Origin of the sequence: Mycobacterium sp. MYCO198283 (assembly GCF_021213805.1) — a bacterium.
GTDB lineage: Bacteria > Actinomycetota > Actinomycetes > Mycobacteriales > Mycobacteriaceae > Mycobacterium.
Map to the genome: position 1 here is coordinate 383,372 of NZ_JAJQJI010000001.1, position 24,083 is coordinate 407,454.

Consider the following 24,083-nt stretch of genomic DNA (forward strand, 5'->3'; position numbering starts at 1 on the left):
CTTACCGCCGAGGGTGAGCAAATGCTCATTGGTGCGTGAAGATGCTCATCACGTTAACATGCTGGGTGTGACGTACACAACAGTCCCGCCGACGGGCGTCATGCGTGCGGCGGTGCTCACCGAACCCGGCCGCATCGCCGTGCAGGAGCGCCCGATACCCGTTCCCGCGCGTGGAGACGTGCTGGTCAGGGTTGCGACGGTGGGTGTCTGCGGGTCCGACACGCACTATTACCGCCACGGCCGGGTGGGCACCTTCGTCATCGAGCAGCCGCTGATCCTCGGGCACGAAGCGGCGGGCACCGTCGTCGCCGTGGGTGAGGGCGTCGACTCCAGGCGCATCGGCGAGCGCGTGTCGATCGAGCCGCAACGCCCCGATCCCGACAGCCCCGAGACGCGCGCCGGCCACTACAACCTCTGCCCGCACATGAGGTTCTTCGGCACGCCGCCCGTCGACGGCGCGTTCTGCGACTACGTCACGATCGGCGCCGCGTTCGCGCACGCGGTGCCCGACGGCATGTCCGACGACGCCGCGGCGCTGTGCGAACCGCTGTCGGTCGGCATCGCCGCCGTGAACAAGGCCGCGCTGCCGGGTGCGGGCAGCGTGCTCATCGCCGGCGCCGGGCCGATCGGCATCATGATCGCCCAAGTGGCCCGGGCCTACGGCGCCACCGACATCGTCGTCAGCGATCCCGACGACGATCGCCGGCGGCTGGCTCAGACATTCGGCGCCACCGCCACGCTCGACCCGCGCACCGACGACGTGTCCGCGCTGCGGGTCGACGCCTTCGTCGATGCCTCCGGCGCGCCGGCGGCGGTGGCGGCCGGCATCGCCGCGGTCCGGCCCGCGGGCCGCGTGGTGCTCGTGGGCTCGGGCGTCGAGACCATGGAGCTGCCCACGCAGCTCATCCAGAACCGCGAGCTGGTGCTCACCGGGGTGTTCCGCTACGCCAACACCTGGCCGACGGCCATCGCCCTCGCCGGCGGCGGCCGCGTGGACCTCGACGCGATGGTCACCGCCCGCTTCCCGCTCGAGCGGACCGCCGAAGCCCTCGACGCCGACCGCACGCCCGGTAACGTCAAAGCGGTGGTGGAGCTGTGAAGGTCAGTCGCGCAACGCTGTCCGAGCTGCCGATCGTCACGCCGTCCTATGACCGCGACGCTCTTCGCGTCGGCATCGTGCACTTCGGGGTCGGCGGCTTCCACCGCGCACATCAAGCCATGTACCTCGACCGCCTGATGGCGAAGGGTGAGGCGGCGGAGTGGGGAATCTGCGGCGTCGGGGTGCTGCCCGGCGACCGACGGATGCGGGACGCCCTGGCGGCACAGGACTTCCTGTACACGCTGGTGCTCGAGCGGGGCGACGGCACGCGTGACGCGCGGGTGATCGGCTCGATCGTGGACTACCTCTACGCGCCCGACGACCCCGAGGCGGTGATCGAACGGATCGCGGCCCCGGACACCCGGATCGTCTCGCTCACCATCACCGAGGGCGGCTATGACATCGAGAATGCCGGTGACGGTTCGGTTTTCGGGTTGGTGACCGAGGCGCTGGCTCGACGTAAGGAGCGCGGCGTCGGGTCGCCGACGATCGTGTCATGCGACAACATCGTGAGCAACGGCGAGGTGGCGCGCGACGCGTTCACCGGGTTCGCCGAGCGCCGGCACCCCGGCCTGGCGGAGTGGATGGCCGCCCACACCGGCTTCCCGAGCTCGATGGTGGATCGCATCACCCCGGTCACCACGCCGGAGGTGATCGCCGAACTGGAGCGTGACTACGGGGTCACCGATCGCTGGCCGGTCGTGGCCGAACCGTTCACCGCCTGGGTGCTGGAGGATCGCTTCACGCTCGGGCGGCCACCCCTGGAAAACGCCGGCGTCCTGCTGGTCGACGACGTCGCCCCCTACGAGGCGATGAAGCTGCGGCTGCTCAACGCCGGTCACCAGAGCCTGTGCTACTTCGCCTATCTCATGGGCTACCGGCTGGTGCACGACGCCGCCGGCGATCCCCTGCTGCGCGAATTCTGCTCGCGCTACCTGGATGTCGAGGCGACGCCGACGCTTCAGCCGGTGCCCGCCATCGATCTCGACGACTACAAGCGCTCACTGTTGGACCGGTTCGCCAATCCGGGGGTGCGTGACACCATCGCCCGGCTGTGCGCCGACTCGTCGAACCGCATCCCGAAGTGGCTGTTGCCCGTGGTCCGCGACAACCTGGCCGGCGGCGGCTCCGTCCGGCTGTCGGCGGCCACCGTCGCCGCCTGGGCGCGCTACGCCGAGGGCGTGGACGAGCAGGGCCAACCCATCGAGGTCGTCGACCAGCTGGCCGAGACGCTGATACCGCTGGCGCGCTCGCAGCGCGACGATCCGCTGGCGTTCCTCGCGAACCGAAAGGTGTTCGGAGACTTGGCGGCCCAGCCGCGGTTCGCCGAAGCCTACGTCTGGGCGCTGGAATCGCTGCACCGCCGCGGCGCCCGGCTGACGCTGGAAGCCCTATTGCGCGAGGACGACACGTGACGCGCGCGGTGGTGATCGGCGAAGCGCTGATCGACATCGTGGTGCGGGGCGACGAGCAGCCCCGCGAGCACGTTGGCGGCAGCCCGCTGAACGTGGCGGTCGGATTGGCCCGACTGGGCCGGCCCGTCGACTTCCTGACCTTCATCGGTGACGACGAGCGGGGGCGCCGGATCGCGTCGGTGGTCTCGGACGCGGGTGCCTCGCTGGTCGCCGGCAGCATGACCGCCGACCGCACGCCCACCGCACGAGCCGTCCTCGATGCCCGCGGATCGGCCGGCTACGACTTCGACATCGAGTGGCGCTGCCCGGACACCGTGGACCTGCCGCCGCCGCTCCTCGCCCACACCGGTTCCATCGCCTCGGTGCTCGACCCGGGCTGCCTGGCCGTCGCGGCGTTGTTCGAGACTTACCGCGCCTCGGCGACCCTCACCTTCGACCCCAACGTGCGCGAAGCACTGGTCGACAACGCCGATCAGGCCCGCGCACGCATCGAGCGGATGGTCGCGCGCTGCGACGTCGTCAAGGCCAGCGACGAGGACCTGCGCTGGTTCGCCCCGGAGTTCCCGCCCGAGCGGATCGCCGCGGCGTGGCTGGCCACCGGGCCGTCGGTCGTCGCGGTCACGCGCGGCGAACGGGGAGCCTTCGCGGTGTGCGCCGCCGGCACCGTGGACGTCGCCGCCCCATCGGTCGACGTCGTCGACACCGTCGGCGCCGGGGACGCGTTCATGGCGGGTTTGATCGACGCGCTGTGGTCGCTGGACCTGGTGGGCGCCGACCGGCGCCGCGCGTTGGCCGCGATCTCGACCGCCGAGCTGCGGCGGGCGCTGGGCGCCGCTGCGGTCAGCTCCGCGCTGACCGTCGCCCGGGCGGGCGCGGATCTGCCCGATCGCGCAGCCAGAGACGCGGCGGCGGCCCGCTGGGCCATACTGGGCTGATGCGCTCCATCTGGAAGGGCTCCATCGCCTTTGGGCTGGTCAACGTCCCTGTCAAGGTGTACAGCGCCACCGAAGACCACGACATCAAGTTCCATCAGGTCCACAACAAGGACAACGGCCGCATCCGCTACAAGCGGACGTGCGAGGTGTGCGGTGAGGTCGTCGAGTACCGCGACATCGCGCGTGCCTTCGAGAGCGACGACGGCCGCTCGGTCATCATCACCGACGACGATATCGCCACCTTGCCCGAGGAGCGCAGCCGCGAGATCGAGGTGGTCGAGTTCGTGCCCGCCAGCGACATCGACCCCTTGATGTACGACAAGAGCTACTTCCTCGAGCCGGACACCAAGTCGACGAAATCCTATGTGCTGCTGGCGAAGACGCTCGCCGACACCGACCGCGTGGCGATCGTCCACTTCGCGCTGCGCAACAAGACCCGGCTGGCGGCGCTGCGCGTCAAGGACTTCAGCAAGCGCGAGATCATGGTGGTTCACACGCTGCTGTGGCCCGACGAGATCCGCGACCCGGACTTCCCGGTGCTCGACAAGAAGGTCGAGGTGAAGCCGGCCGAGCTCAAGATGGCCGGCCAGGTCGTCGAGTCGATGACCGACGACTTCGACCCGGACCGCTACCACGACACCTACCAGGAAGAGCTCCGCGAGCTCGTCGCCGCCAAGCTGGCGGGCGAAGAGGCGTTCACCGTCGAGGAGCAGCCCGAAGACCTCGACGAGGAGACCGAGGACGTCTCCGACCTGCTGGCCAAGCTGGAAGCCAGCGTCAAGCGCCGCCGCGAAGGGAAGGCGGGCTCGTCCGACGCCGACGCCGACTCAGAGGAGGACGGCGACAAGCCGGCGACGAAGGCCGCCGCGAAGAAGGCGCCGGCCAAGAAGGCTGCCAAGAAGGCACCGGCGAAAAAGGCCGCCACGAAGTCGGCGTCGAAGGCCGGCGCCACGTAGCAGCCGCGGTCAGTCCGCGATGCGCACAGGTGGGTCCGCGAACGCGGGGTCCACAGGGGGCGCACCGGGCCCCAGGACGCCGCAATATTTCTGCGGCACCAGGTGGGTGCTGAATCCGCTGGGCACCACGGTGGCCACCCCCACGCAGCGCTGCCAGGTGCCGTCGGGCTCGACAGGCCCGTCGCACTTGCTGATGAATCCGCCGCCGTAGAGGCAGCCGGCGGCGGCCGGCGGTGCGGCGATGATCAGGCCGGCACCCATCAGCAGGGCCGCCGATGCTCCGGCGATGCAGCGTCTCATGGCCGTCTCCTTTGCTGCCGGCAATCGACAACGCTACCGCTGCGGTGACCGCTTTTCGGCGAATCGAAACCCCTCACCCGCCGCGGCGGTGGCAGTAACGTGCGGCGGGTGATCTTGGACCTCTTCCGGCTCGACGGCCGGGTGGCAGTGGTGACGGGCGCGGGGCGGGGCATCGGGGCGGCGATCGCCGTCGCCTTTGCCGAAGCGGGCGCGGACGTCGTGATCGCCGCCCGCACCGCATCCCAATTGCGCGATGTCGCAGCACAGGTCGAGCGGGCGGGCCGGCGGGCCGATGTGGTGGTCGCCGACCTCGCGAAGCCCGACGCGACGGCCGAGCTGGCGCAACGTGCGGTCGAGGTGTTCGGCCGCCTCGACATCGTGGTGAACAACGTCGGCGGATCCATGCCCAACGCGCTGCTGTCCACCAGCACGAAGGATCTCAAGGACGCGCTGACGTTCAACGTGCTGACCGCCCATGCGCTCACCGTCGCGGCCGCGCCGCTGATGGTGCAGCACGCCGGCGGCGGGAGCATCATCAACATCACCTCGGCGGTCGGGCGGCTCCCGGGCCGCGGCTTTGCCGCCTACGGCACCGCCAAGGCCGCGCTGGCGCACTACACCCGGCTCACGGCCCTCGACCTGTCGCCGAAGATCCGCGTCAACGCGATCGCGCCGGGATCCATCGCGACATCCGCGCTCGACGTCGTCGCGCAGAACGACGAGCTGCGCATCCCGATGGAGAACGCGACGCCGCTGCGCCGGCTCGGCCAGCCCGACGAAATCGCCGCCGCCGCACTGTTTCTCGCATCGCCCGCCGGCGCGTACCTCACCGGCAAGACGCTCGAGGTCGACGGTGGCCTCACGACGCCGAACCTCGAACTGCCCATCCCCGACCTGTAGAGGAGCACCGTGTCGATCCGTGTAGTGCAGGTGGGCACCGGCAACGTCGGGCGTCATGCGTTGACGGCGTTGATCACCGACCCCACCTACGACCTCGCCGGTGTGTGGGTGTCCTCCGACGCCAAGGCGGGCCGGGACGCCGCCGAACTGGCGGGCCTCGACACGCGCACCGGCGTCACCGCCACGACCGATCTCGACGCGGTGATCGCCACCGGGCCGCAGTGCGCCGTCTACACCGCGATGGCCGACAACCGCCTGCCCGACGCGCTCGAGGACTACCGGCGACTGCTGGCCGCCGGCATCAACGTCGTCGGCAGCGGCCCGGTGTTTCTGCAATATCCGTGGGGCGTCATCCCAGACGAGCTGATCTCCCCGCTCGAAGAGGCTGCGCAGCAGGGCAATTCGAGCCTGTTCATCGGCGGCATCGACCCCGGCTTCGCCAACGACCTGCTGCCCATGGCGCTCGCCGGCACCTGCCAGCGCATCGAGCAGGTGCGGTGCATCGAAATCGTCGACTACGCCACCTACGACAGCGCCACCGTGATGTTCGACGTCATGGGCTTCGGTAAGCCGCTCGACGACATCCCGATGCTGCTGCAGCCGGGCGTGCTGACGATGGCCTGGGGTTCGGTGGTGCGCCAGCTCGCCGCGGGCCTTGACGTCGAACTCGACGAGATCACCGAGCACTACGAGCGGTTTCCGGCGCCCGAGCCCTTCGACATCGCGGCGGGCCACATCCCTGCCGGTGGCGCGGCCGCACTGCGCTTCGAGGTGCGCGGCATGGTGGCGGGCCGTGCCGCCGTCGTGCTGGAACACGTCACCCGCCTGCGCGGGGACCTCTGCCCCGACTGGCGCCAGCCGGCCCAGGAGGGCGGGTCCTACCGCGTGGAGATCACCGGCGAGCCGTCCTACGGCGTCGACATCTGCCTGGGCAGCCCCAACGGCGATCACAATCACGCCGGCCTGGTCGCCACGGCCATGCGCGTCGTCAACGCGATCCCGGCGGTGGTCGCCGCGCCTGCCGGCATCCGCACCACGCTCGATCTGCCGCTGATCACCGGCCGGGGTTTGTACGCCGCGCGGTAGGCAACCCGGGAGACGGACGGACGAGGGTTTCGGCTACCCTCACGCGCAAGTTCGTCAATCCGATAGGACGCGACGTCGTGGCACAACCGACCCTGCTGCGGGCCCGGCCCGGGTTCTTCCTGCTCGGTCCGGCGTTCGTGGCGGCCGTCGCCTACGTCGACCCGGGCAACGTCGCCGCCAACGTCAGCGCCGGTGCGCAGTACGGCTTCCTGCTCGTCTGGGTCATCGTGCTCGCGAATGTCATGGCCGGGCTGGTTCAGTACCTGTCGGCCAAGCTCGGCCTCGTCACCGGCACCTCGCTGCCGGAAGCCATCGGCGCCCGCATGAGCCGGCCGACCCGGCTCACCTATTGGGCGCAGGCCGAGGCCGTCGCCATGGCGACCGACCTGGCGGAGGTGGTCGGCGGCGCGATCGCGCTGCACCTGCTGTTCGACCTGCCAATGCTCACCGGCGGCGTCATCACCGGCGTCGTATCGCTCATGCTGCTGGTGGTCAAGGACTGGCGCGGGCAGCAGATCTTCGAGCGCGTCATCAGCGGCCTGCTGCTCGTGATCGCGATCGGGTTCGTCACCAGCATCTTCGTCGAACCGCCGCCACCCGGCGAGCTGGTCGGCGGCCTGCTGCCGCGCTTCGACGGCGCCGAGAGCGTGCTGCTCGCCACCGCGATGCTCGGCGCGACCGTCATGCCGCACGCGGTGTACCTGCACTCGGGCTTGAGCCGCGACCGCCACGGCCGGTCCGACACCCCTGAGCGGCTGCGCCGGCTGCTGCGCATCACCCGCTGGGACGTCGCGCTGGCCATGCTCGTCGCCGGGGCGGTGAACATGTCGCTGCTGCTCGTCGCCGCGACCAACCTGCAGGGCCGCGACGACACCGACTCCATCGAGAGCGCCCACGCCGCGGTGGCCGACGCGCTCGGCCCCGCAGTGGCGCTGTGCTTCGCGATCGGCCTGCTGGCCTCCGGGCTGGCGTCCAGCTCGGTGGGCGCCTACGCCGGCGCGATGATCATGGACGGGCTGCTGAACCGGAAGATCCCGCTCGTCGCCCGCCGCGTCATCACGCTCATCCCGGCGCTCGTGGTGCTCGGCACCGGGATCGACCCGAGCCGCGCGCTGGTCATCTCGCAGGTCGTGCTGTCGTTCGGCATCCCGTTCGCGCTCATCCCGCTGATCCGGCTCACGAGCGACCGCCGCCTCATGGGCATCGACACCAACCATCGCGTCACCACGACGCTGGGGTGGGCGGTGGGCGGCATCATTACGCTGCTCAACGTGGTGCTCATCTATCTGACCGTCACGGGCTGAATGCGGCACGCCTACTTCGCCTACGGGTCGAACGTGTGCGTCGACCAGATGGCGCGGCGCTGCCCCGACGCCACCGAGCCCCGGCCGGCGCGGCTCGCCGACCACGACTGGCTGATCAACGAGCGCGGCGTCGCGACCGTCGAACCGTTCGCCGGCAGCGAGGTGCACGGCGTGCTGTGGCAGCTCTCCGACCACGACTTACGGGTGCTCGACAGCGCCGAGGGCGTTCCGGTGCGCTATCGCCGCGACCGGATGACGGTGCAGACCGACGACGGGCCGGCCGCCGCGTGGGTGTACGTCGATCCGCGCGTGGAGCCGGGCCCGCCGCGTCCCGGGTACCTCGAGCGCATCGTGGCCGGCGCGCTGCACCACGGCCTGCCGCAGCCGTGGGTCGATTTCCTGCGCCGGTGGGACCCGGCCGCCTGGTCCGGGCGGGCCGCCACCGGGGCCGACGGGCCGCAGTCCCTGGCGGAGCTCTTGGCCGAGCCGGGCGTCGTCGAGTACAGCCGGCTGCGCTCGCGGTTCGGTTTCCTCGCCATCCACGGCGGCGGGCTCGAACAGGTCACCGACGTCATCGCCGACCGTGCGGCCGACGCCGCCGGTGCCTCGGTGTACGTCGTTCGGCACCCCGAGAGCTATCCCCACCACCTGCCGTCGGCCCGCTACCTGGCGGCCGAGTCGCCGTTGCTGCGGGAGTTCCTCGACCACGTCGACGTGGCGGTGTCGCTGCACGGCTACGGCCGCGTGGGCCGCAGCACCCACCTGCTGGCCGGGGGCGGCCACCGCGACCTGGCGCGTCACGTCGCCGCGCACCTCGACCTGCCGGGCTACACCGTGGTCACCGACCTCGACGACATCCCGCGCGAGCTGCGGGGCCTGCACCCGGACAACCCCGTCAACCGCGCCCGGCGAGGCGGAATGCAGCTCGAGCTGCCCGCCCGGATCCGCGGCACCAGCCCCCGCAGTCCGCTACCGGGCGAGGACGGCCTGCCGCCGATCACCTCGGCGCTGGTCCACGGGTTGGCCGCGGCGGCCCGCAGCTGGCGGTAGCCGCCACCGATCCGCCCGCGCGCCGGGTGCGAATACCTGCTGTGCAGCTCGTCGACACGCGCCCCGCAGGTCGTGGCGCCGCCGGCACCGCTGACCGGGGAGCTGAGCCGGCGGTTGCCGGCCGCTGCGCTGCCGTTGCCCAGGGTGCCGCTCGCCCGCTACCGCGGTCGAGAAGTCGGCCAGACCTGACTCCGCTCGAAATGCGGCCCGCTAGGCTACGGCTCGATGTGCTGTTGGACGGGTGGCCGGGGCGGATTGCCGCAGTGAGCGCCGATCTCGAAATGCTGCTGCGCCGCGTGGCCCGCCAGGACGCCGACGCCTTTGCCACCCTCTATGACCACACCCGGGCGCGGGTCTACGGACTGGTCACCCGAGTGCTGCGCGATCCCGGTTACAGCGAGGAGGTCGTGCAGGAGATCTATCTGCAGGTGTGGCGCACCGCCGACCGCTATGACGCCGCGTCGGGATCGCCGCTCGCCTGGTTGATGACGCTGGCGCACCGCCGCGCCGTCGACCGGGTACGCGCCGAACAGGCCGCCAGCCAGCGCGACGCCCGCTACGGCGCCGCCACCGTCGAAACCGCGACCGATGTGGTGGCCGACTCCGCGATCGTGCGCGACGAGCGCCGGCAGGTCGTCGAGTGCCTCGACGGGCTGACTGACCTGCAGCGGGAATGCGTCGAGCTGGCCTACTACCAGGGGCTCACCTATTCGCAGGTCTCCGAACGGCTTTCGGCCAACCTCGCCACCGTCAAGTCGCGCATGCGGGACGCGCTGCGCGGCCTGCGCAACTGCCTGGGCGTGACATGACCGCGCCGCACGACAGCGCCTTCCTCGACATGGCGACGGCGTATGCGCTGAACGCGGTGACGGACATCGAGCGCGCCGACATCGAACGCCGGCTGCGTGTGGCGCCGCCTGACGTCGCCGCGGAGTTCGCCGCCGAAGTGCGCGCCGTCCGCGAGACCATGGCCGCGATGTCCGCGGCGACCGCCGTCGAACCGCCGCCCGCGCTGCGCAGCCAGATCCTGGCGTCGGCGACTCAGCAGCGCCGCAGCCGCTCCCGCCGTCGGCGCACCGCCGTGGTCGCGGCCGCGGCCGCCGTGGTCATCGGATTGGCCGCGGTCGGCGTCGGGCTGGCGTTCCGGTCGACCGACAGCCGCGATGCCGTCAGCACCGACACGATCTTCGCGGCGCCGGACGTCCGCACCGTCACGGGCGACCTCCCGACCGGCGGGACGGCGACGTTCATCTACTCCCGCGACCGGCACGCCGGCGTGCTGGTGATGAACAACGTCGCGCCGCCGCAACCGGGCACCGTCTACCAGATGTGGCTGATGTCGGACGCCGGGGCGGAGTCGGCCGGCACGATGGACGACGAGGCGGTCAGCCCGTCCACCACGGCGGTGCTCCCGCAGATCGGCGACTCGACCGCGCTCGCTTTCACCGTCGAGCCCGGCGACGGGTCGCCGAGGCCCACCGGACCGCTGGTCGCGCAGCTACCGCTCAGCTGAGCGTCGCGTCGGCGAGTTCGGCGACGACGTCGCGCGCGTCGTGCCCGCGCTGCCAGGCGGCCAGCTGGCGGGCGGCGCCGTTGCCCCTTCGACGCAGCCGGTCCAATTGCGCGACGGCGTCGTCGTACTCGCCGAGCGCCTCGAGCGCCGGCCGGAGATGGGCGAGCAGCGCATCGAGGGCCGTCGACACCGGCACCAGCCGGCCCGCTCGCAGGTCGACGGATTCGCCTGCCAGCCCGTCGCGGGCGGCCTTCCAGTAGGCGGCGCGCAGCAGGTGCGGCGCCACCTCGGGCAGCGGTGCGCCGGCCCGCTGCTCGTCGAGCGCCGTCATCACCGTCGCCCGGACCAACGTTGCGAACAGCACCGTCTCCGCGACCGTCGCCGGCACGTCAGCCACCCGGATCTCGACGGTCGAGAACTTCGACGACGGCCGCACGTCCCAATAGACCATGCCGTCGTCGACCATCGCGCCGGCGTCTTGCATCAGCTTCACAGTCGCGTCGTACTCGGCGGCGGACGCGAACACCGGCGGCGGCCCCGCGCTGGGCCACCGCGCCCACAGCACGCTGCGCCAGCTGGCATAGCCGGTGTCGGCGTTGCGGTAGATCGCAGAATTCGCGGTGATGGCCAGCAGGATGGGCAGCCACGGCCGCAGGCGGTTGCACACCTGCACCGCGGTCTCGCGGTCGGGCACCTCGACGTGCACGTGCGCGCCGCAGATGCCCTGCTCGTGGGCGATCATGCCGAACCGCTCCGCGATGCGCCGGTACCGCGGGGTGTCGGTGATCGGGAATTCGTGCGGCCGGGTCGGCGGAAGTCCGATCGCCAGCAGCCGGCCGCCGCACTGTTCGGTGGCCCGGGCGGCCACAGCGCGTAGCCGGGTCAGCTCGTCGCGTAGCGCGGCCGCGTCGGACACTACTGCGGTGGCGGTCTCCACCTGACAGCTCGTGAGCTCCAGTTGCAGCTCGACGTTCTCCTGCGCGGCGCGTTCGGCCACGTCGCGGTTTCGTGCCAGCGGATCTCCCGTGTCGGCGTCGACGAGCAGGAATTCCTCCTCGACCCCGACGGTGGGATGGCTGCTCATGTCCTGCCTTGTGGAAAGACAATCCGGCCCGTCGGAACGTGGGTCGACGACGGGCCGGATCTTGGGGGAAGTTTCGGTCGCACCGAACTGTGCCCGTTGCCGGGTCGGCTCAAACCTCCTGCCGTACACCGCGGCTAGGATTCCGGGATGACCAGCGCTTTCCGGTTCGGTGTCGGCCTGCACGACGCACGCTCGCTAGAGGATGTGCGCAACTTCGCGCGCCGCGCCGAAAGCATGGGCTACGACGTCCTGCACGCCGCAGACCATCTCGGCAGCCTCGCGCCCTTCCCGGTGCTCACCGCCGTCGCCGCCGTCACCGACACCTTGCGGGTGGGCACCTTCGTCCTCAACGCGGCGTTCTATCGTCCGGCGCTGCTGGCGCGCGATGTCGCGGCGCTGAGCCGACTCTCCGGCGGGCGCTCCGAGGTCGGCTTGGGCACGGGCTACGTGCGCGAGGAGTTCGAGGCCGCCGAACTGCGTTACCCCAGTGCCTGCGAACGCGTCGATCACCTGAGGCACACCACCACGTACCTGCGCGCCAACGTGCCGGACGTTCCGGTGCTGATCGCCGGCAACGGCGACCGTGTGCTCCGGCTGGCGGCCCGGCACGCCCATATGGTCGGCCTGACCGGCGGCGATCCCGTCGTCGACGGCCACGATCCGCTCGCCGAGCGCATCTCCTTCGTCCGCGACGCCGCCGAGAATCGCTTCGGTGAGCTGGAGCTGAACCTGGCCGTTACCGCGCTGCCCACCGACGGCTCCGGCCGGCCGGACCTGTCCATCACCCGCCACTTCGTCGACCTGCCCGACGACCAGCTGCTCGCGCTGCCCAGCGTGCTCTCCGGGACGACTCGCGACATGGCCGACACCCTGCTGCACTACCGCGACCGCTACGGCATCACCTACATCACCGTGCAACAGCCCGTCGCCGACGCCTTCGCGGACGTGATCGCGCTGCTGCGCTAGCCGGTAAGCTCCGCACGGACGCGCCCCCGTAGCTCAGGGGATAGAGCACGGCTCTCCTAAAGCCGGTGTCGCAGGTTCGAATCCTGCCGGGGGCACCAAGTTACGCATTTCATCGGTTGATGCTTGACGTTCGTGTTCGGTTGATGCCTGGCGCCCATGAATGGTGTCAAGCTGCGGTGAAGGCGGTAATAGACTGTATGCGTCCGTCAATGTGCAAATGCGACGGCGCACCGGGGAGGAACTCACATGGCGCAGGTGGTTCGGGTGGTGCCGGCCGACCTCGACAGGTCGGCGACGAAGGTGACCGATCACGCCGAAGGATTCGACGCCCGCCACAGCCTCACGCAGACCCGAATCGGCGAGTCGCAGGCTGGTATGCCGGCCGCCGCGGCGGCGGCGATTGGAGCGACCCTCAGCAAGTGGCAGGACGACTCCGCAGCGATCCGTCTACAGTTGGATGGCCATAGCGTCTCGCTGCGAGCGGCCGCTACCGGATACGCTGCCACCGAGTCTGGCAACGCCACAGATCTTGCCGCCGTCGGCGGCTGCGCGCCATCCGGCACTGCAAGGTGGTGAGGGCGCTGCGTGACGGTTTCTGTCGCTGATATTGATCGCTGGAATGCCGGTGACGTCCGGGAAGTCTTCCACGCTACCCGCAGCCAAGCTGAAGCCGCCTTCGAAGCGGCGGACGGCATCGCGCAGTTGCCCGCCTTCGAATCGTGGGGCGGCGATGCAGCCGAGGCGGCCAAGGAGGCGATCGGCCGGACACGCAAGGACCTCGACGCGCACGGAAACCAGGCGATCGCGGTCTCACGCGCGGCCAGCACCGCCGCCGACGACATCGACGCGCTGAAGAACGACTTGGCCGAACTGCGCGCCAAGGCGATGCGACTGCAGATGGCGCTCAATCCGGCCACCAACACCTTCCAGCCGACGGATCCGACGATGCCGCCCGCGGAGGCGATGGCGAAGGCGGCGTCACTGCTCGGAGAACTGCGGCCGCTGCTCGCCCGCGGCGCAGCCATCGAGGACGAACTGGCGAGGGCTATCGAGATGGCCACCGGTGAGGCGCCGATACCCGACACGCCGCACGACAACCGGCCGGAAATCCAAGCGGCGCTGTCCCGGCCGCTGCCCACCGACCCCGAGGAGTTCGAACAGCTCTGGAATCAGCTGACACCAGAGGAAAAGGACTGGCTGTACCGCCAGGACCCCAACATTGGCAACCACCCCGGCATGCCGTGGGTCGGCACGGACGGCCTTGGGAAGGACCATTACAACCGGCTCCATCTGAAAGAACTGACCCGCAGTGCGCAGGCTGAGGTGGATCGGTTGGCACAGGCGCATCCCGGCTGGGCCCAGGGCGTCACCCCAAACCCGAAAAGCGAGGCGAAAGCGTGGCGCGACTGGCAGGAGTGGAAGAAACAGTGGGACGGCGCCAATCACACGCTGGCCGGTTACCAATCGGTGAGTGAGACGTTGGCACGCAACGACGGTGTCCCGCGCTACCTCGGCATGATTGACGATCAGGGGCATGCGGCCGTCGCCATCAACAATCCGGACACCGCTTCACGCACCGCGACGTTGGTGCCAGGGACCGGCCAAGACATGGCGGCGTTTGCTGCTAGCGACGGCAAGTCGCTCGATATGTACAACGCGGCGATGAACGCCGACCGTTCACTGCGTGTGGGTGATGTCTCGGTCATCTCCTGGATGGGTTATGACCGACCCATGGATCTCGGTGAGGCAGCGTCGGCAAGCTATGCGAACAACGGAGCGTCCGCGCTCGACGCGTACCTAGACGGCCTGCAAGCGACGCACCTGGGACCGCCGTCCATTGACACCGTCATTGGTCACAGCTACGGCTCGACATTGGTTGGGGCGGCTGGTGCCGGCGATCATCACCTCGCCGTCGAGAACGTCATCGCCGTCGGCAGTCCCGGCATGATCGTTAGCCATGCCGCGGATCTCAGCCTTGATCCGGGAGGCAACGTGTATGCCACGCGTGCGGCGAACGATGTCATCGAAGTTGTCGGGTCGTCTCCGGTCCACGTGATGACGGGCGGCGCACTGGGCAATGATCCGACATGGGATCCCTTCGGCGCGGTGGAACTAGTCGCTGCACCCGGGCCTCCCTCGTTTCTAAATCTGCCGTCCGTTGCCGCACACAGCAGTTACTGGGACGAAGGCAATCCGGCACTCTTGAATATGGGCGCCATCATTGCGGGCAAGCCGCCCCCATACGTAACCCCGCCGTAGGAGACCGCGTTCAGTGATCGAATTTCGATATCCCCACACCGTGGGGGTGCCACTGGCGCTGGGGTTCCTACTCATCGCAGCGGTGGCATGTGGCGTTGACTCGACGCCGCTTGGTCCGCCATCACCGAGCGGTGCCACTGACCTTCGAGGAGCACCGATGATCTCAGCGCCGCCACCCGTCGGGTGGGATCCGAAGGACGTTGTCCCGACGAGCCAGCAGCAGGCGCAGGACGTCGTGGCCACTTACCTCCGGCGAACGCTGCAAGCACTGCCTGCTGGGACGGTGCTAGATGGCAGCCGGTACGCCGGGCCGGGCCACAACAGTTCGTGCGACGACGACTGGACTGGGCCGGGCGAGCCCCCCATGCGGTTTCACACCATCGGGGAACTGCAATTCCCGCAAGGTGTTGATCAGCGAGCCATGATTATCATGGTTGGCGATACTTGGCGAAGCTGGGGATGGTACGTGTTTGAACGAGACGGCTTTCCGAAACCAAACCAATTCGGGTATGGACCCGACGGATACCGGATCCAGATAGAGTCAGCCGATCCGCCGACTTACCCTCCTACCCTTCAAGCCTCATCACCGTGCTTCGACGGTCGACTTGCTAACGGCGGCGTCCCATTCCCAGTCCAGCTGACTGCAGCTCCTTAAGCCGCTTCTGGTGACACCGCATCGGACCGCAGTCTCGACCCGGGCGGCCAAGTGTTCGCTGCCCGAGCTGACAATGACATCAACCATATTGTCGGCGGCGTACATGGAGTCGCTACAACATCGGACGGTTTCGGAGCGGTCGAACTTCTGACCGCGCCGGGTGAAGGGACCGGCCCGGCGGCCCTAAGTCTGCCCTCCATCCATGCACACAGCGAAGTATTGGGACCGCGGAAATCCGGCTCTGGCGAACATGGGCGCCGTTATAGCGGGGCTGCCTCCTCCGCAGATCGTGCCGAACGGATAGAAGCGAACGTGCCACCTCCGAACTCGTCTATTCGCACGATCGCGTCGCTGTGCACGCTCGTCCTGCTGAGTGCCGGCTGCAATGACAAGCCCGAGCTTGGCCCGCCGACCCCGACCGGCGCCTTCGACTCAGGAGGTCCACCGATGTCATCACCACCGCCCCCGCCGGGATTGAAGCTCTCCGAAGTCGTACCGCAGAGCCATCAGGAAGCTCGGGACACGGTACTGCGCTATCTCAAGCGGACATTGGCGGCCCTGCCGGTGGGAACCGTCTTCGACAGCAGTCCGTTCGGGTCATCCGGTCTCACTGCCTGGTGTGAGGACGAACCCTCAGACCCCGACACCGCGCCCGTCTCGTTCAGCAACCTTGGCAACGTGCGAGTTCCGAACGGAATCGAACCCGAATCGGTGATAGCGCGAGTTGGCGAAGCTTGGCGCGCTTGGGGTTGGTACGTCTTTGAGCGCGACGGCTTCCGCAAACCCAACATGTTCGGCTACGCATCCGACGGATACCGGTTGCAGATCGAAATGCCAAACCCACCGACCTACCCGCCGACGTCGATCGCCATTTCACCGTGCTTTGTCGGCAACTTGGACTTCGATGGGACGTTTCCGAACCCCATTGCGGCTCATTGAGAAGTTCGACGGGCACTGAACATCCCAACTGAGGGCCACCGACGCTCCCCGCGATCGCGGGGTAGCGTCGGGGCGGACTCTTCGTGATCGACGAGATCGGCTGAAAGAACCGCTTCTCGGACCAGACAAAACTGACTTTCTTCGAAAATCTGAGCAGAAACGATTTCGTACGTATGCCAGACACCAGCAAATTGGCTCTTCGGAATTCAGAGTGCATTGGCAATCGAGTGCAGGGCGCCGCTGTGCAGCAGGGAGCGCAGTCGGTAATGGGTGAGGTTGTGGAATCCGAGGGCGTTGCGGCGCAGGGCTTCGAGGCGGCCGTTGATGGCTTCGGTGGGCCCGTTGGAGGTTTGGTGGTCGAAGAACGCCAGGATGTCGGCGCGGCGGCGGTGCAGGGTACGTCCGAGCTGGGCCAGTTCAGCGAGGATCGCGGGCACGCTGCGGCGCAGAGAGTCGACGATCGCGGCCATCATCGTCTTTCCTCGGCGTCGGTCAGGGTGGCCATAGGCGGCGATGATGCGCTGGTAGACACTCCAGGTCGGTCAAGTCCAGTGACGTGGTGTATGGCGTCGTCGTGTGATTCTTCGAGTTGATGGTTCAGGCGGTCAGTGCCGCTGGTGTGGCCTCCTGTTCAGTCAGGTCGTCGTTGGTGGTGCGTGATTTGCTGAGGACTTCGAGTCCGAGGTAGCGCCGGGATTCGGCCCATTCGTCGTGTTGTTCGGCCAGCACGGCGCCGACGAGGCGGATCAGCGCGTTGCGGTCGGGGAATATGCCGACGACGTCGGTGCGTCGGCGGATCTCTTTGTTGAGCCGCTCCTGGGGGTTGTTCGACCAGATCTGGCGCCAGATTTGTTTGGGGAAGACGGTGAACGCCAGCAGATCGGCGCGGGCGGCGTCGAGGTGTTCAGCCACTTTGGGAAGTTTCTCGGCGAGAGCGTCGATTATCCGGTCATGCTGTGCTGCAACAGAATCGGCGTCCGGTTGGTCATAGACCGAGTGCAGCAGCGTGCGTACCCACGGCCACGATGACTTCGGCGTCACCGACATCAGGTTGGTCGCGTAATGAGTTCGACACCGCTGCCAGGCCGCTCCGGGCAAGGTAGCCCCAATCGCGGACAGCAGCCCGGCGTGGGCGTCGGAGGTGACTAGCTTGACACCGGACAGCCCTCGAGCGGTCAGCGACCACAGGAAGGTCAGCCAGCCCGCGCCGTCTTCGGCGGTGGTGACGTCGACGCCGAGGATCTCGCGGTAGCCCTCGGCGTTGACGGCGACGGCGATCAGGGCGTGTACGTTGACCACCCGGCCGGCCTCGCGGACCTTGAGGACCAGCGCGTCGGCCGCCATGAACGTGTACGGGCCGGCATCGAGGGTCGGGTGCGGAACGCCTCGACGGCGGTGTCGAGTTCCTTGGCCATCACCGACACCTGCGACTTCGACAAGCTGGTGATCCCCAAGGTCTCGACGAGGCGGTCCATCCGCCGGGTTGACACGCCGAGCAGATAGCAGGTGGCCACTACCGTGGTCAGAGCCCGCTCGGCGCGTTTGCGCCGTTCCAGCAGCCAGTCCGGAAAGTACGAGCCGTGCCGCAGCTTGGGGATCGCCAGATCCAACGTGCCTGCGCGCGTCGAATTGGCGACTGCAGTACCCGTTGCGCTGATTCCTCCGTTCACTACTGCGCTGGCCGTATCCGGCGCCACACCGGGCGTCGGCCTCAGCACCCATCAAGGTGTGGATAAACGCGGCCAGCAGCTCGCGCAGCACGTCGGGATGAGTGGTGGTGAGTCGTTCGGCCAGCACAGCGGGCAGGTCGATATCGTGGGCAGTGGTCATCGCGTCGATTCCTTTGCTCGAAAAACTTTGGTAGGTCTCTCGAAGAATCACGCGATGACCCTCAATCACTCGGCTACGACACGCCGGTACCGATCTTCAGCCCCGACTCGTACACCACTCTGCTGGACGCAACCCTCCAGGTCACTTGGACGGCGAGATGATTGTCGTCGGCGAACACCGCCTCCAATCGTGCCCGTTGGCGGCTGGTCAGCAGCGGTAGCCGGGTGCGCAGGGTACGGAGAACCCCGTAGAGCGGGTCTCCGGTGCGGCCGCGGTGCCCGCAGGTCAGCTGCTGGATCCGTTGGCGGCACAGGTCTAACTTCAGGCCCGCCAGCGCGACGACGTGGAACGGATCCATGACTGCGGTGGCGTCGGGCAGTTCCTCGGTGGCGGCGGCGGTCTTGTAGCCGCCGAAGCCGTCCATGGCGATGACCTCGACCTGATCGCGAAACCTTGTCGGCTGGTCGGCCGGCCAGGTCTGCAGTGCCGCTGCGGAGCGCCCTTCGACAAGGTTGAGCAGCCGTGCTGGGCCGGTGCCGTCGCGGACCGGGAGGAGGTCGATGATCAGCGTGACGAACCCGGCGCTGCCGCGTCGACGTGGAGCCCAGCGGTGCTCATCGACCCCGATGACCCGCACACTGTCAAGCCGATCGTGTCCGGCTGCAGCGATCAGGGCCGCAACGGTGCGCATGGCGATCGAGCTGACGGTATGCCACGACACCCCGAGTTCGCCCGCAACCGCCGACATGGGTCGTGCGGTCGATCATCAACCGCCGCAACACATAACGGGCACACCGCCGCGTCATCGAGGAGCGTGGGGCAGCCAATTTCCCGAGGTCCTGGTTGAACACCGCCCGCCCGCACCGGGGTGTGAGGCAACGGTAGCGCGGGACTGCGACCCTGAGCACCAGCGGATAGCCGGCCACCGGCAGATCGGTCAACGGCCGCTCGACCGTGTCGCGGTAGCGGCCGTCGTGGCCGCACTCCGGGCAGCGGGGGTCACCGACCACCGGTGTGCAAGAGTCGTGGTCTGCTTTTCGTCGACCGCGGCGTCGGTAATCGTCACCCCCAACTCGATGGTGCGCATGATCGTGTCGGCAACAACGGACGGCGGGCAGGCAGTAGCCTCAGGCACGGGTTCCCTCGGTGTGGTGGTTGTGGCAGGTGTAGGAACCCGCATCCTCACCCACGGAGGGCCCACCTCAGCTCACCGACACGACACCATTCCCGGCAACCCGCCAACCACCAACGCACTCTCGATCACGAAGAGCCTTAGTGGCTCTTCGTAATTCAGAGTGCGTTGAAGTACCCCGGGTTCTGTTCCTAGTTGGTTGTGAGGGCCGGGGTTGGCTGGCTCACGGGGTGTGAGGTGCCGGTGAGGGCGGCCTCGTGTTCGGCTGGGGTGCGGTAGCCGAGGGATTGGTGCAGGCGTTCCTCGTTGTACCAGGCGACCCATGCGGCGGTGGCCAGCTCGACGTCGTCGACGCTGCGCCAGGGTTTGCCGCGGTTGATCAACTCGGTCTTGTAGGCAGCGTTGACCGCCTCGGCGAGGGCGTTGTCATAGTTATCGCCGCGTGACCCGACCGAGGGCGCGATCCCGAGCTCGGCGAGCCGCTCGGTATAGGCCAGCGATAGGTACTGGGACCCGCGGTCGGAGTGATGGATCAACCCACATAGATCTGAGTTCGCTCGCCACACAGCATGATTGAACGCTTGCAGCGGTAGATCCTCGGTGCGCATCGTCGCCGAGACGGCCCACCCGACGATGGCCTTGGTGCACGCGTCGGTGACGAACGCGGTGTAGCAGAACCCCTGCCAGGTCCGCACAAAGGTGATGTCGGCAACCCAGAGCCGGTTCGGCGCCGGCGCGCTGAACTGCCGGTCGACCAGATCCGCAGGCCGGCCATCAGCTGGGTCGGTGATGGTGGTGAACACCGGCTTGCCCCGCTGAACCCCCGCAGGCCGGCCGTGCGCATCAGCCGGCGGATCTGCTCGCGGCCGATCGACCAGCCCCGCCGTGTCATGGCGTGATGCATCGTCTTGACGCCATAGACCGAGAAATTCTCCTCGTGGACGATCCTGAGCTCGGCGATGAGCAGGTCATCGCTGATCGCCCGGTCTGATGGCGGGCGGGTCTTCGCGGCCCGGTAGCCCCGGGAGGTGAGGAAACCGGTGATTGCTGCCCGCAGCACACGGCAGAGGAGCTCGACCCCGAACTGATCGCGATAGGTGTCGATGAACGCGATCATTTCGTCGCGGGGCGGTCGAGCTCCGCTGCACAAAACGCCGACGCAGACTTCAAGATCTCGTTGGCCCTGCGCAATTCGGCGACCTCACGCTTGAGCTTGCGGATCTCGGCGTGCTCCGAGCTGGTGACACCGGCACGCTCACCGGCGTCAACCTGCGCTTTGCGCCGCCACCGGCGCACCGACTCCTCAGCGATCCCGAGTTTGCTGGCAACAGACTTGATCGCCTCGAACTCAGATACTTCCGAGGCTTCCATCGTGGTGTTCAGCAACCGCAGCGCACGGTCACGGAACTCCGGCGAATACTGACGGGGCATGCTCCTGATCCTCCTATACGGATCGGAACAAAACCTGGGGTCCTTCACCTCAAGAAGAAGTCCAAAGTGACCCAAGTCAGGCTCGCACACCACGCGCAATATCCGAGTGGACGCCGCAACAACAGGATCCGGGCGCGTAGGTTCCTGTGCCATGCGCGTGGGCATCGTCGGGGCCGGTTTCGCGGGGCTGGCGGCCGGCATCGCATTTCGGCAGTGCGGCCACGAGGTGACGGTGTTCGAAAAGGCGGCCGTGGCGTCGGTCGCCGGCGGGGCGATCTCGCTCGCGCCCAACGCGCTGACGTGCCTGTCGGTGCTCGGCGTCCGGAACCGCATCGACACGAGCCCGTGGTCGCAGACGCCGGCCACCGTGCGCAGCTCTGACGGCCGAGTTCTCGTGCGCAGCACGCTCGCGGGCCTGACCGGCGGCGGTGAGTACGCCACCGTGCCGCGCGCGCAGCTCATCGGCTGGCTCGCCGCGGAGCTGCCCACCGACCGCATCCGCTACGGCTGCACGGTCACCGATGTGGAAGCCGACGGCACCATCCATACCGGCGCCACGTCAGAACATTTCGACCTCGTCGTCGGCGCAGACGGCGCACGCGGGATCGTCCGCCGAAAGCTGTGGCCCGGGGCGCCGCCCCTGCGGTCGACCGGCATCGCCGGCTGGGCGTGGGTCAGTGACCGCCAACTCCCCGAAGGCTTCGGCACCATCTGGGGCCGCAGCACGGAGTTCGGCGTACTGCCGCTGCTCGACGGCCGCACCTACGTCTATGGCGGAACATCCATCCCTGCAGCGGATTTGGCGTCGTTCCGGAAATGGCCGGATCCGCTGCCCGCGCTGATCGACGACGCTCGCCCGGAAACCACCATCACGCCCGAGATCTTCGAGGCCCGCCCGTCGCGTCGCCTGGCGAGAGGCCGAGTGGTGCTGATCGGCGATGCCGCGCACACCATGCGGCCAACATTCGGCCAGGGCGCAGCGCTGGCCATGGAGGACGCCATCACGCTCGCGCGCGGCAGCGTATCCGCGCTGTCCCGGCGCCGACCGAGAGTGCTCGCGCTCTACGGCGCCAGCAAGGCCGGGTCCTACTTCGCGACACCCAGGATCGCGGCGCTGGAGGTGGTGCGTAACGCGGCACTGCGGCTGGTACCCGACCCGCTGTTCGGCGTCATGGCGGGTTCCGTCAGCCGCTGGACGCCCCCTGCATCCGCTTCCGGGTGACTCTCCGTCGCCACCGCGCCTACGGGTTCCTGGCCGGATCGACGCCGCAGAAGATCAGCGAGTCGACGACCAGCAGTTCGACGACGGCAATCGCGACCGAGAGCGCGTCGTCACGGGCCGGCCCGCCGCCCGCTGCGCTGCGGAGCCGCGCAATCGCCTCGGTCAGGGCGTGCGCCGCGCGGGAGCGGACCGTCGCTGCACCGGGATCGTCGGCGAGCAGCCGGAAGGCGTCGGCGACGGCGGAGACGGCCGAGGCGAGGAGTTCGCGGTACCGGTCGCCGACGGCCAGGCACACGCGGGTGACGGTGAGGCAGTCGGGTCCGAGGTACTGCAGCTGCGTCGCGACCTCGGACTCCTGCACCGTGAGGGTCCGCTGGTGCCGCCACAGCAGCGTGCGGCGGGACACGTTCACACCGGCGGTCTGGGCGAAGCCGACATCTTCGAGTTCGCGGCGGATCTCCCGCAGCGTGTGCAGCGCCCGGCCCTCCGCACCGGCCTCGCCGCGCATGGCCGCCACAGCGTCGTCGAGGCCGCGCGCCATCTCCCGTAGCGCGGCGGCCTCCGCATCGCGCAGCAACCGCAGTGGGTGCGGCGGGAACAGCACCTGGCTGAACGTCAACGAGACCGCCACCCCGATCAGGGCGTCGAACAGCCGCGAGAAGCCGCCGGCACCGCCATAGGGGATGACGACGGTCAGGACCGCGCTCGCCGCGCTCTGTGCGAGCGTGACGCGCGTGCCCCCGACCGCCGCCGCGCACACCATCGCCGCGAATACCGCGAGCGGCAGCGCGACCGCCTGGTCACCGATCAGCCGATTGGCCTCGACGCCCACCAGGATGCCGACGGTGACGCCGGTGAGCAGCTGCAACGCCTGCTCACCCCGGTTGCCGAACCGGGCGTTGAGGGCCACCACGGCGGCGATCGGCGCGAAGAACGGAATGTGACCGGTCGCGAACGCGCTCGCGATCAGCCAGGCGAGCACGGCCGCCAGGCTCTGCTGCAGGATCGGCCACGCGCTACCTCGCACCCGGCGAGCGGCCCGCGACGCGAGCGCCGCCGCCCGATCGCGCAGCACGTGCGGCTCGCTCGCTACGAGCTCACGAAGCGGGCGGCTGCCGCGGCGTGCTCGGTGGGCACGTAGACGTCGTAGCGCCGGGCCTCCAGCGTCCGGACGCTGGCGAAATCGCGACGGCCGCGCGTCGCGCTGTGGGCCACCCAACCGAACACCGCACCCCAGAACGCACCAATTGCCAGCGGCACCAGCAGCGCCCAGATCCACAGCGGGCCGACCGTGAAGAGCGCGAACAGCAGCCCGATGAACAGGCCGAACCAGGCGCCGCTGGCTGCACCGGCCAGCGCGGCCCGGCCTTTGGTCACGCGTCCGGTGACGCTTTCGACGGTGCGTAGCCCGTCGCCGACGATCCGGATGTGCTCCACCGGGAATCCGCCGTCGGACATGCTGTCCACCAGCCGCTGCGCGTCGACGTAGTTGTCGAACGATGCGATGAGCTGCTCACCGGCAGGCGAGGCGGGCGCGGCCGGCTGCGGGGAAACACCACTCGGGTTGGTCACTGCTACCTCCAGCTGTCGTTGTGGTCGCCGGAACAATTACCCGTTTTCGCCGACGACGGCACCCCGTCGGGGAGCTGACGACGCGGATCCGGCGGACGTGACCACCGCCGAGTACGCGCGTGCCCCGCGTCTTACAGCGGCCCGATGGCATTCGCGACGACGAACGAGGCGACCATGAGCGCAATCGTGAGCGGCGCCGACGCGCAGGATATGAGCAGTGCACGACCGATCTGCCCGGCACGACCTTGGCACCGGCTCAGCAGGTAGGACACCGCGACATCGATGAGCAGCAGCGGACCGAGGGTGACGACGACAGCCGGCCACACCGCGAGGAGCACGACCACGCCGACCGACTCGAGCACCAGCATGTTGAGCAGACCTGCAGCAAAGCCCACCGATCCGTAGCGGCCGGCGGCCGCGCTGTTTTCGGACACG

The 24,083-nt window shown here is 68.8% G+C and carries 21 protein-coding genes, 1 tRNA gene, 4 pseudogenes and 1 other annotated feature; of the genes and pseudogenes, 16 read left to right on the forward strand and 10 right to left on the reverse strand.

The window, feature by feature from the left end; all coding sequences use genetic code 11:
- Positions 1 to 100: 100 nt before the first annotated feature.
- From LV457_RS01870 to LV457_RS01885, 4 genes are read left to right on the forward strand one after another with little or no spacing between them, the layout of a single operon-like run.
- A complete protein-coding gene (locus tag LV457_RS01870) occupies positions 101 to 1,099 on the forward strand; it encodes an NAD(P)-dependent alcohol dehydrogenase (RefSeq protein WP_232169194.1) in 999 nt (332 codons plus the stop codon).
- Positions 1,096 to 2,514, forward strand: a complete 1,419-nt coding sequence (locus LV457_RS01875) for a mannitol dehydrogenase family protein (RefSeq protein WP_232168663.1) — start codon at positions 1,096 to 1,098, stop codon at positions 2,512 to 2,514. Before LV457_RS01870 ends, LV457_RS01875 begins: the two co-directional genes overlap by 4 nt.
- Positions 2,511 to 3,449, forward strand: a complete 939-nt coding sequence (locus LV457_RS01880; protein ID WP_232168664.1) for a carbohydrate kinase — start codon at positions 2,511 to 2,513, stop codon at positions 3,447 to 3,449. Before LV457_RS01875 ends, LV457_RS01880 begins: the two co-directional genes overlap by 4 nt.
- A complete protein-coding gene (locus LV457_RS01885; protein ID WP_232168665.1) occupies positions 3,449 to 4,405 on the forward strand; it encodes a Ku protein in 957 nt (318 codons plus the stop codon). Before LV457_RS01880 ends, LV457_RS01885 begins: the two co-directional genes overlap by 1 nt.
- A gap of 9 nt (positions 4,406 to 4,414) precedes the next feature.
- On the opposite strand, the gene LV457_RS01890 is transcribed toward LV457_RS01885, so the two are convergent.
- Positions 4,415 to 4,705, reverse strand: coding sequence for a hypothetical protein (locus tag LV457_RS01890; RefSeq protein WP_232168666.1), 291 nt, complete (start codon positions 4,703 to 4,705; stop codon positions 4,415 to 4,417).
- A gap of 108 nt (positions 4,706 to 4,813) precedes the next feature.
- Between LV457_RS01890 and LV457_RS01895 the strand changes: the two genes are divergently transcribed.
- The 6 genes from LV457_RS01895 (at position 4,814) to LV457_RS01920 (ending at position 10,558) form a co-directional block, all read left to right on the forward strand.
- Positions 4,814 to 5,605, forward strand: coding sequence for an SDR family oxidoreductase (locus tag LV457_RS01895; RefSeq protein ID WP_232168667.1), 792 nt, complete (start codon positions 4,814 to 4,816; stop codon positions 5,603 to 5,605).
- 9 nt (positions 5,606 to 5,614) lie between these two features.
- Positions 5,615 to 6,691, forward strand: coding sequence for a diacylglycerol kinase (locus tag LV457_RS01900; RefSeq protein WP_232168668.1), 1,077 nt, complete (start codon positions 5,615 to 5,617; stop codon positions 6,689 to 6,691).
- Between the two features lie 77 nt (positions 6,692 to 6,768).
- On the forward strand, positions 6,769 to 7,995 hold the full coding sequence (locus LV457_RS01905; RefSeq protein WP_232168669.1) for an Nramp family divalent metal transporter: 1,227 nt from the start codon (positions 6,769 to 6,771) through the stop codon (positions 7,993 to 7,995).
- Positions 7,996 to 9,045, forward strand: a complete 1,050-nt coding sequence (locus LV457_RS01910) for a poly-gamma-glutamate hydrolase family protein (RefSeq protein ID WP_232168671.1) — start codon at positions 7,996 to 7,998, stop codon at positions 9,043 to 9,045.
- Positions 9,046 to 9,278: 233 nt separating this feature from the next.
- On the forward strand, positions 9,279 to 9,854 hold the full coding sequence (locus LV457_RS01915) for a sigma-70 family RNA polymerase sigma factor (protein ID WP_374198718.1): 576 nt from the start codon (positions 9,279 to 9,281) through the stop codon (positions 9,852 to 9,854).
- The gene (locus LV457_RS01920; RefSeq protein WP_232168673.1) at positions 9,851 to 10,558 is read left to right on the forward strand and encodes an anti-sigma factor; all 708 of its coding nucleotides are present in this window, start codon (positions 9,851 to 9,853) and stop codon (positions 10,556 to 10,558) included. The genes LV457_RS01915 and LV457_RS01920 overlap by 4 nt, the downstream gene beginning before the upstream one ends.
- Here the strand turns inward: LV457_RS01920 and LV457_RS01925 are convergent.
- On the reverse strand, positions 10,551 to 11,642 hold the full coding sequence (locus LV457_RS01925; protein ID WP_232168675.1) for a glutamate--cysteine ligase: 1,092 nt from the start codon (positions 11,640 to 11,642) through the stop codon (positions 10,551 to 10,553). The genes LV457_RS01920 and LV457_RS01925 overlap by 8 nt on opposite strands.
- A 147-nt stretch (positions 11,643 to 11,789) precedes the next feature.
- Here LV457_RS01925 and LV457_RS01930 point away from each other — a divergent pair, with 147 nt between their 5' ends.
- From LV457_RS01930 to LV457_RS01950, 5 genes are all read left to right on the forward strand, one after another.
- The gene (locus LV457_RS01930; protein ID WP_232168676.1) at positions 11,790 to 12,608 is read left to right on the forward strand and encodes a TIGR03621 family F420-dependent LLM class oxidoreductase; all 819 of its coding nucleotides are present in this window, start codon (positions 11,790 to 11,792) and stop codon (positions 12,606 to 12,608) included.
- A 22-nt stretch (positions 12,609 to 12,630) separates the two neighbouring features.
- A tRNA-Arg gene (locus LV457_RS01935) sits at positions 12,631 to 12,706 on the forward strand.
- Positions 12,707 to 12,854: 148 nt separating this feature from the next.
- The gene (locus tag LV457_RS01940) at positions 12,855 to 13,184 is read left to right on the forward strand and encodes a WXG100 family type VII secretion target (RefSeq protein ID WP_232168677.1); all 330 of its coding nucleotides are present in this window, start codon (positions 12,855 to 12,857) and stop codon (positions 13,182 to 13,184) included.
- A 9-nt stretch (positions 13,185 to 13,193) separates the two neighbouring features.
- Entirely contained in the window at positions 13,194 to 14,867 is a 1,674-nt protein-coding gene (locus LV457_RS20155; RefSeq protein WP_232168678.1) for an alpha/beta hydrolase, read from the forward strand.
- Between the two features lie 967 nt (positions 14,868 to 15,834).
- On the forward strand, positions 15,835 to 16,461 hold the full coding sequence (locus LV457_RS01950; RefSeq protein ID WP_232168679.1) for a hypothetical protein: 627 nt from the start codon (positions 15,835 to 15,837) through the stop codon (positions 16,459 to 16,461).
- Positions 16,462 to 16,667: 206 nt separating this feature from the next.
- Here LV457_RS01950 and LV457_RS01955 read toward each other — a convergent pair.
- The 5 genes and pseudogenes from LV457_RS01955 to LV457_RS01975 form a co-directional block, all read right to left on the reverse strand.
- Positions 16,668 to 17,000, reverse strand: a pseudogene (locus LV457_RS01955) (transposase); the annotation flags it as partial.
- A 58-nt stretch (positions 17,001 to 17,058) separates the two neighbouring features.
- Positions 17,059 to 18,291: pseudogene (locus tag LV457_RS01960) on the reverse strand (IS256 family transposase).
- Positions 18,292 to 18,364: 73 nt separating this feature from the next.
- Positions 18,365 to 19,039, reverse strand: a complete 675-nt coding sequence (locus LV457_RS01965) for a transposase (RefSeq protein WP_232168680.1) — start codon at positions 19,037 to 19,039, stop codon at positions 18,365 to 18,367.
- 76 nt (positions 19,040 to 19,115) lie between these two features.
- Positions 19,116 to 19,301: pseudogene (locus LV457_RS01970) on the reverse strand (transposase family protein); the annotation flags it as partial.
- A gap of 313 nt (positions 19,302 to 19,614) precedes the next feature.
- Positions 19,615 to 20,854 (reverse strand): annotated as a pseudogene (locus LV457_RS01975) (IS3 family transposase).
- Positions 20,462 to 20,579 (reverse strand) — a sequence feature (AL1L pseudoknot). (Overlaps the previous pseudogene by 118 nt.)
- Positions 20,855 to 21,005: 151 nt before the next feature.
- On the opposite strand from LV457_RS01975, the gene LV457_RS01980 reads away from it, so the two are divergent.
- Positions 21,006 to 22,076 carry an FAD-dependent monooxygenase gene (locus tag LV457_RS01980; protein WP_232168682.1) on the forward strand — a complete coding sequence of 357 codons (1,071 nt, stop codon included), beginning with the start codon at positions 21,006 to 21,008 and terminating at the stop codon, positions 22,074 to 22,076.
- A gap of 19 nt (positions 22,077 to 22,095) precedes the next feature.
- Here LV457_RS01980 and LV457_RS01985 read toward each other — a convergent pair whose 3' ends face one another.
- The 3 genes from LV457_RS01985 to LV457_RS01995 form a co-directional block, all read right to left on the reverse strand.
- Positions 22,096 to 23,151: an aromatic acid exporter family protein gene (locus LV457_RS01985; protein WP_232168683.1), complete on the reverse strand. Its 1,056-nt coding sequence runs from the start codon at positions 23,149 to 23,151 to the stop codon at positions 22,096 to 22,098.
- Between the two features lie 14 nt (positions 23,152 to 23,165).
- Complete coding sequence (locus LV457_RS01990; protein ID WP_232168685.1) at positions 23,166 to 23,648, reverse strand: general stress protein; 483 nt, start codon at positions 23,646 to 23,648, stop codon at positions 23,166 to 23,168.
- A gap of 131 nt (positions 23,649 to 23,779) precedes the next feature.
- Positions 23,780 to 24,082, reverse strand: coding sequence for a hypothetical protein (locus LV457_RS01995; protein ID WP_232168687.1), 303 nt, complete (start codon positions 24,080 to 24,082; stop codon positions 23,780 to 23,782).
- Position 24,083 lies beyond the last annotated feature (1 nt).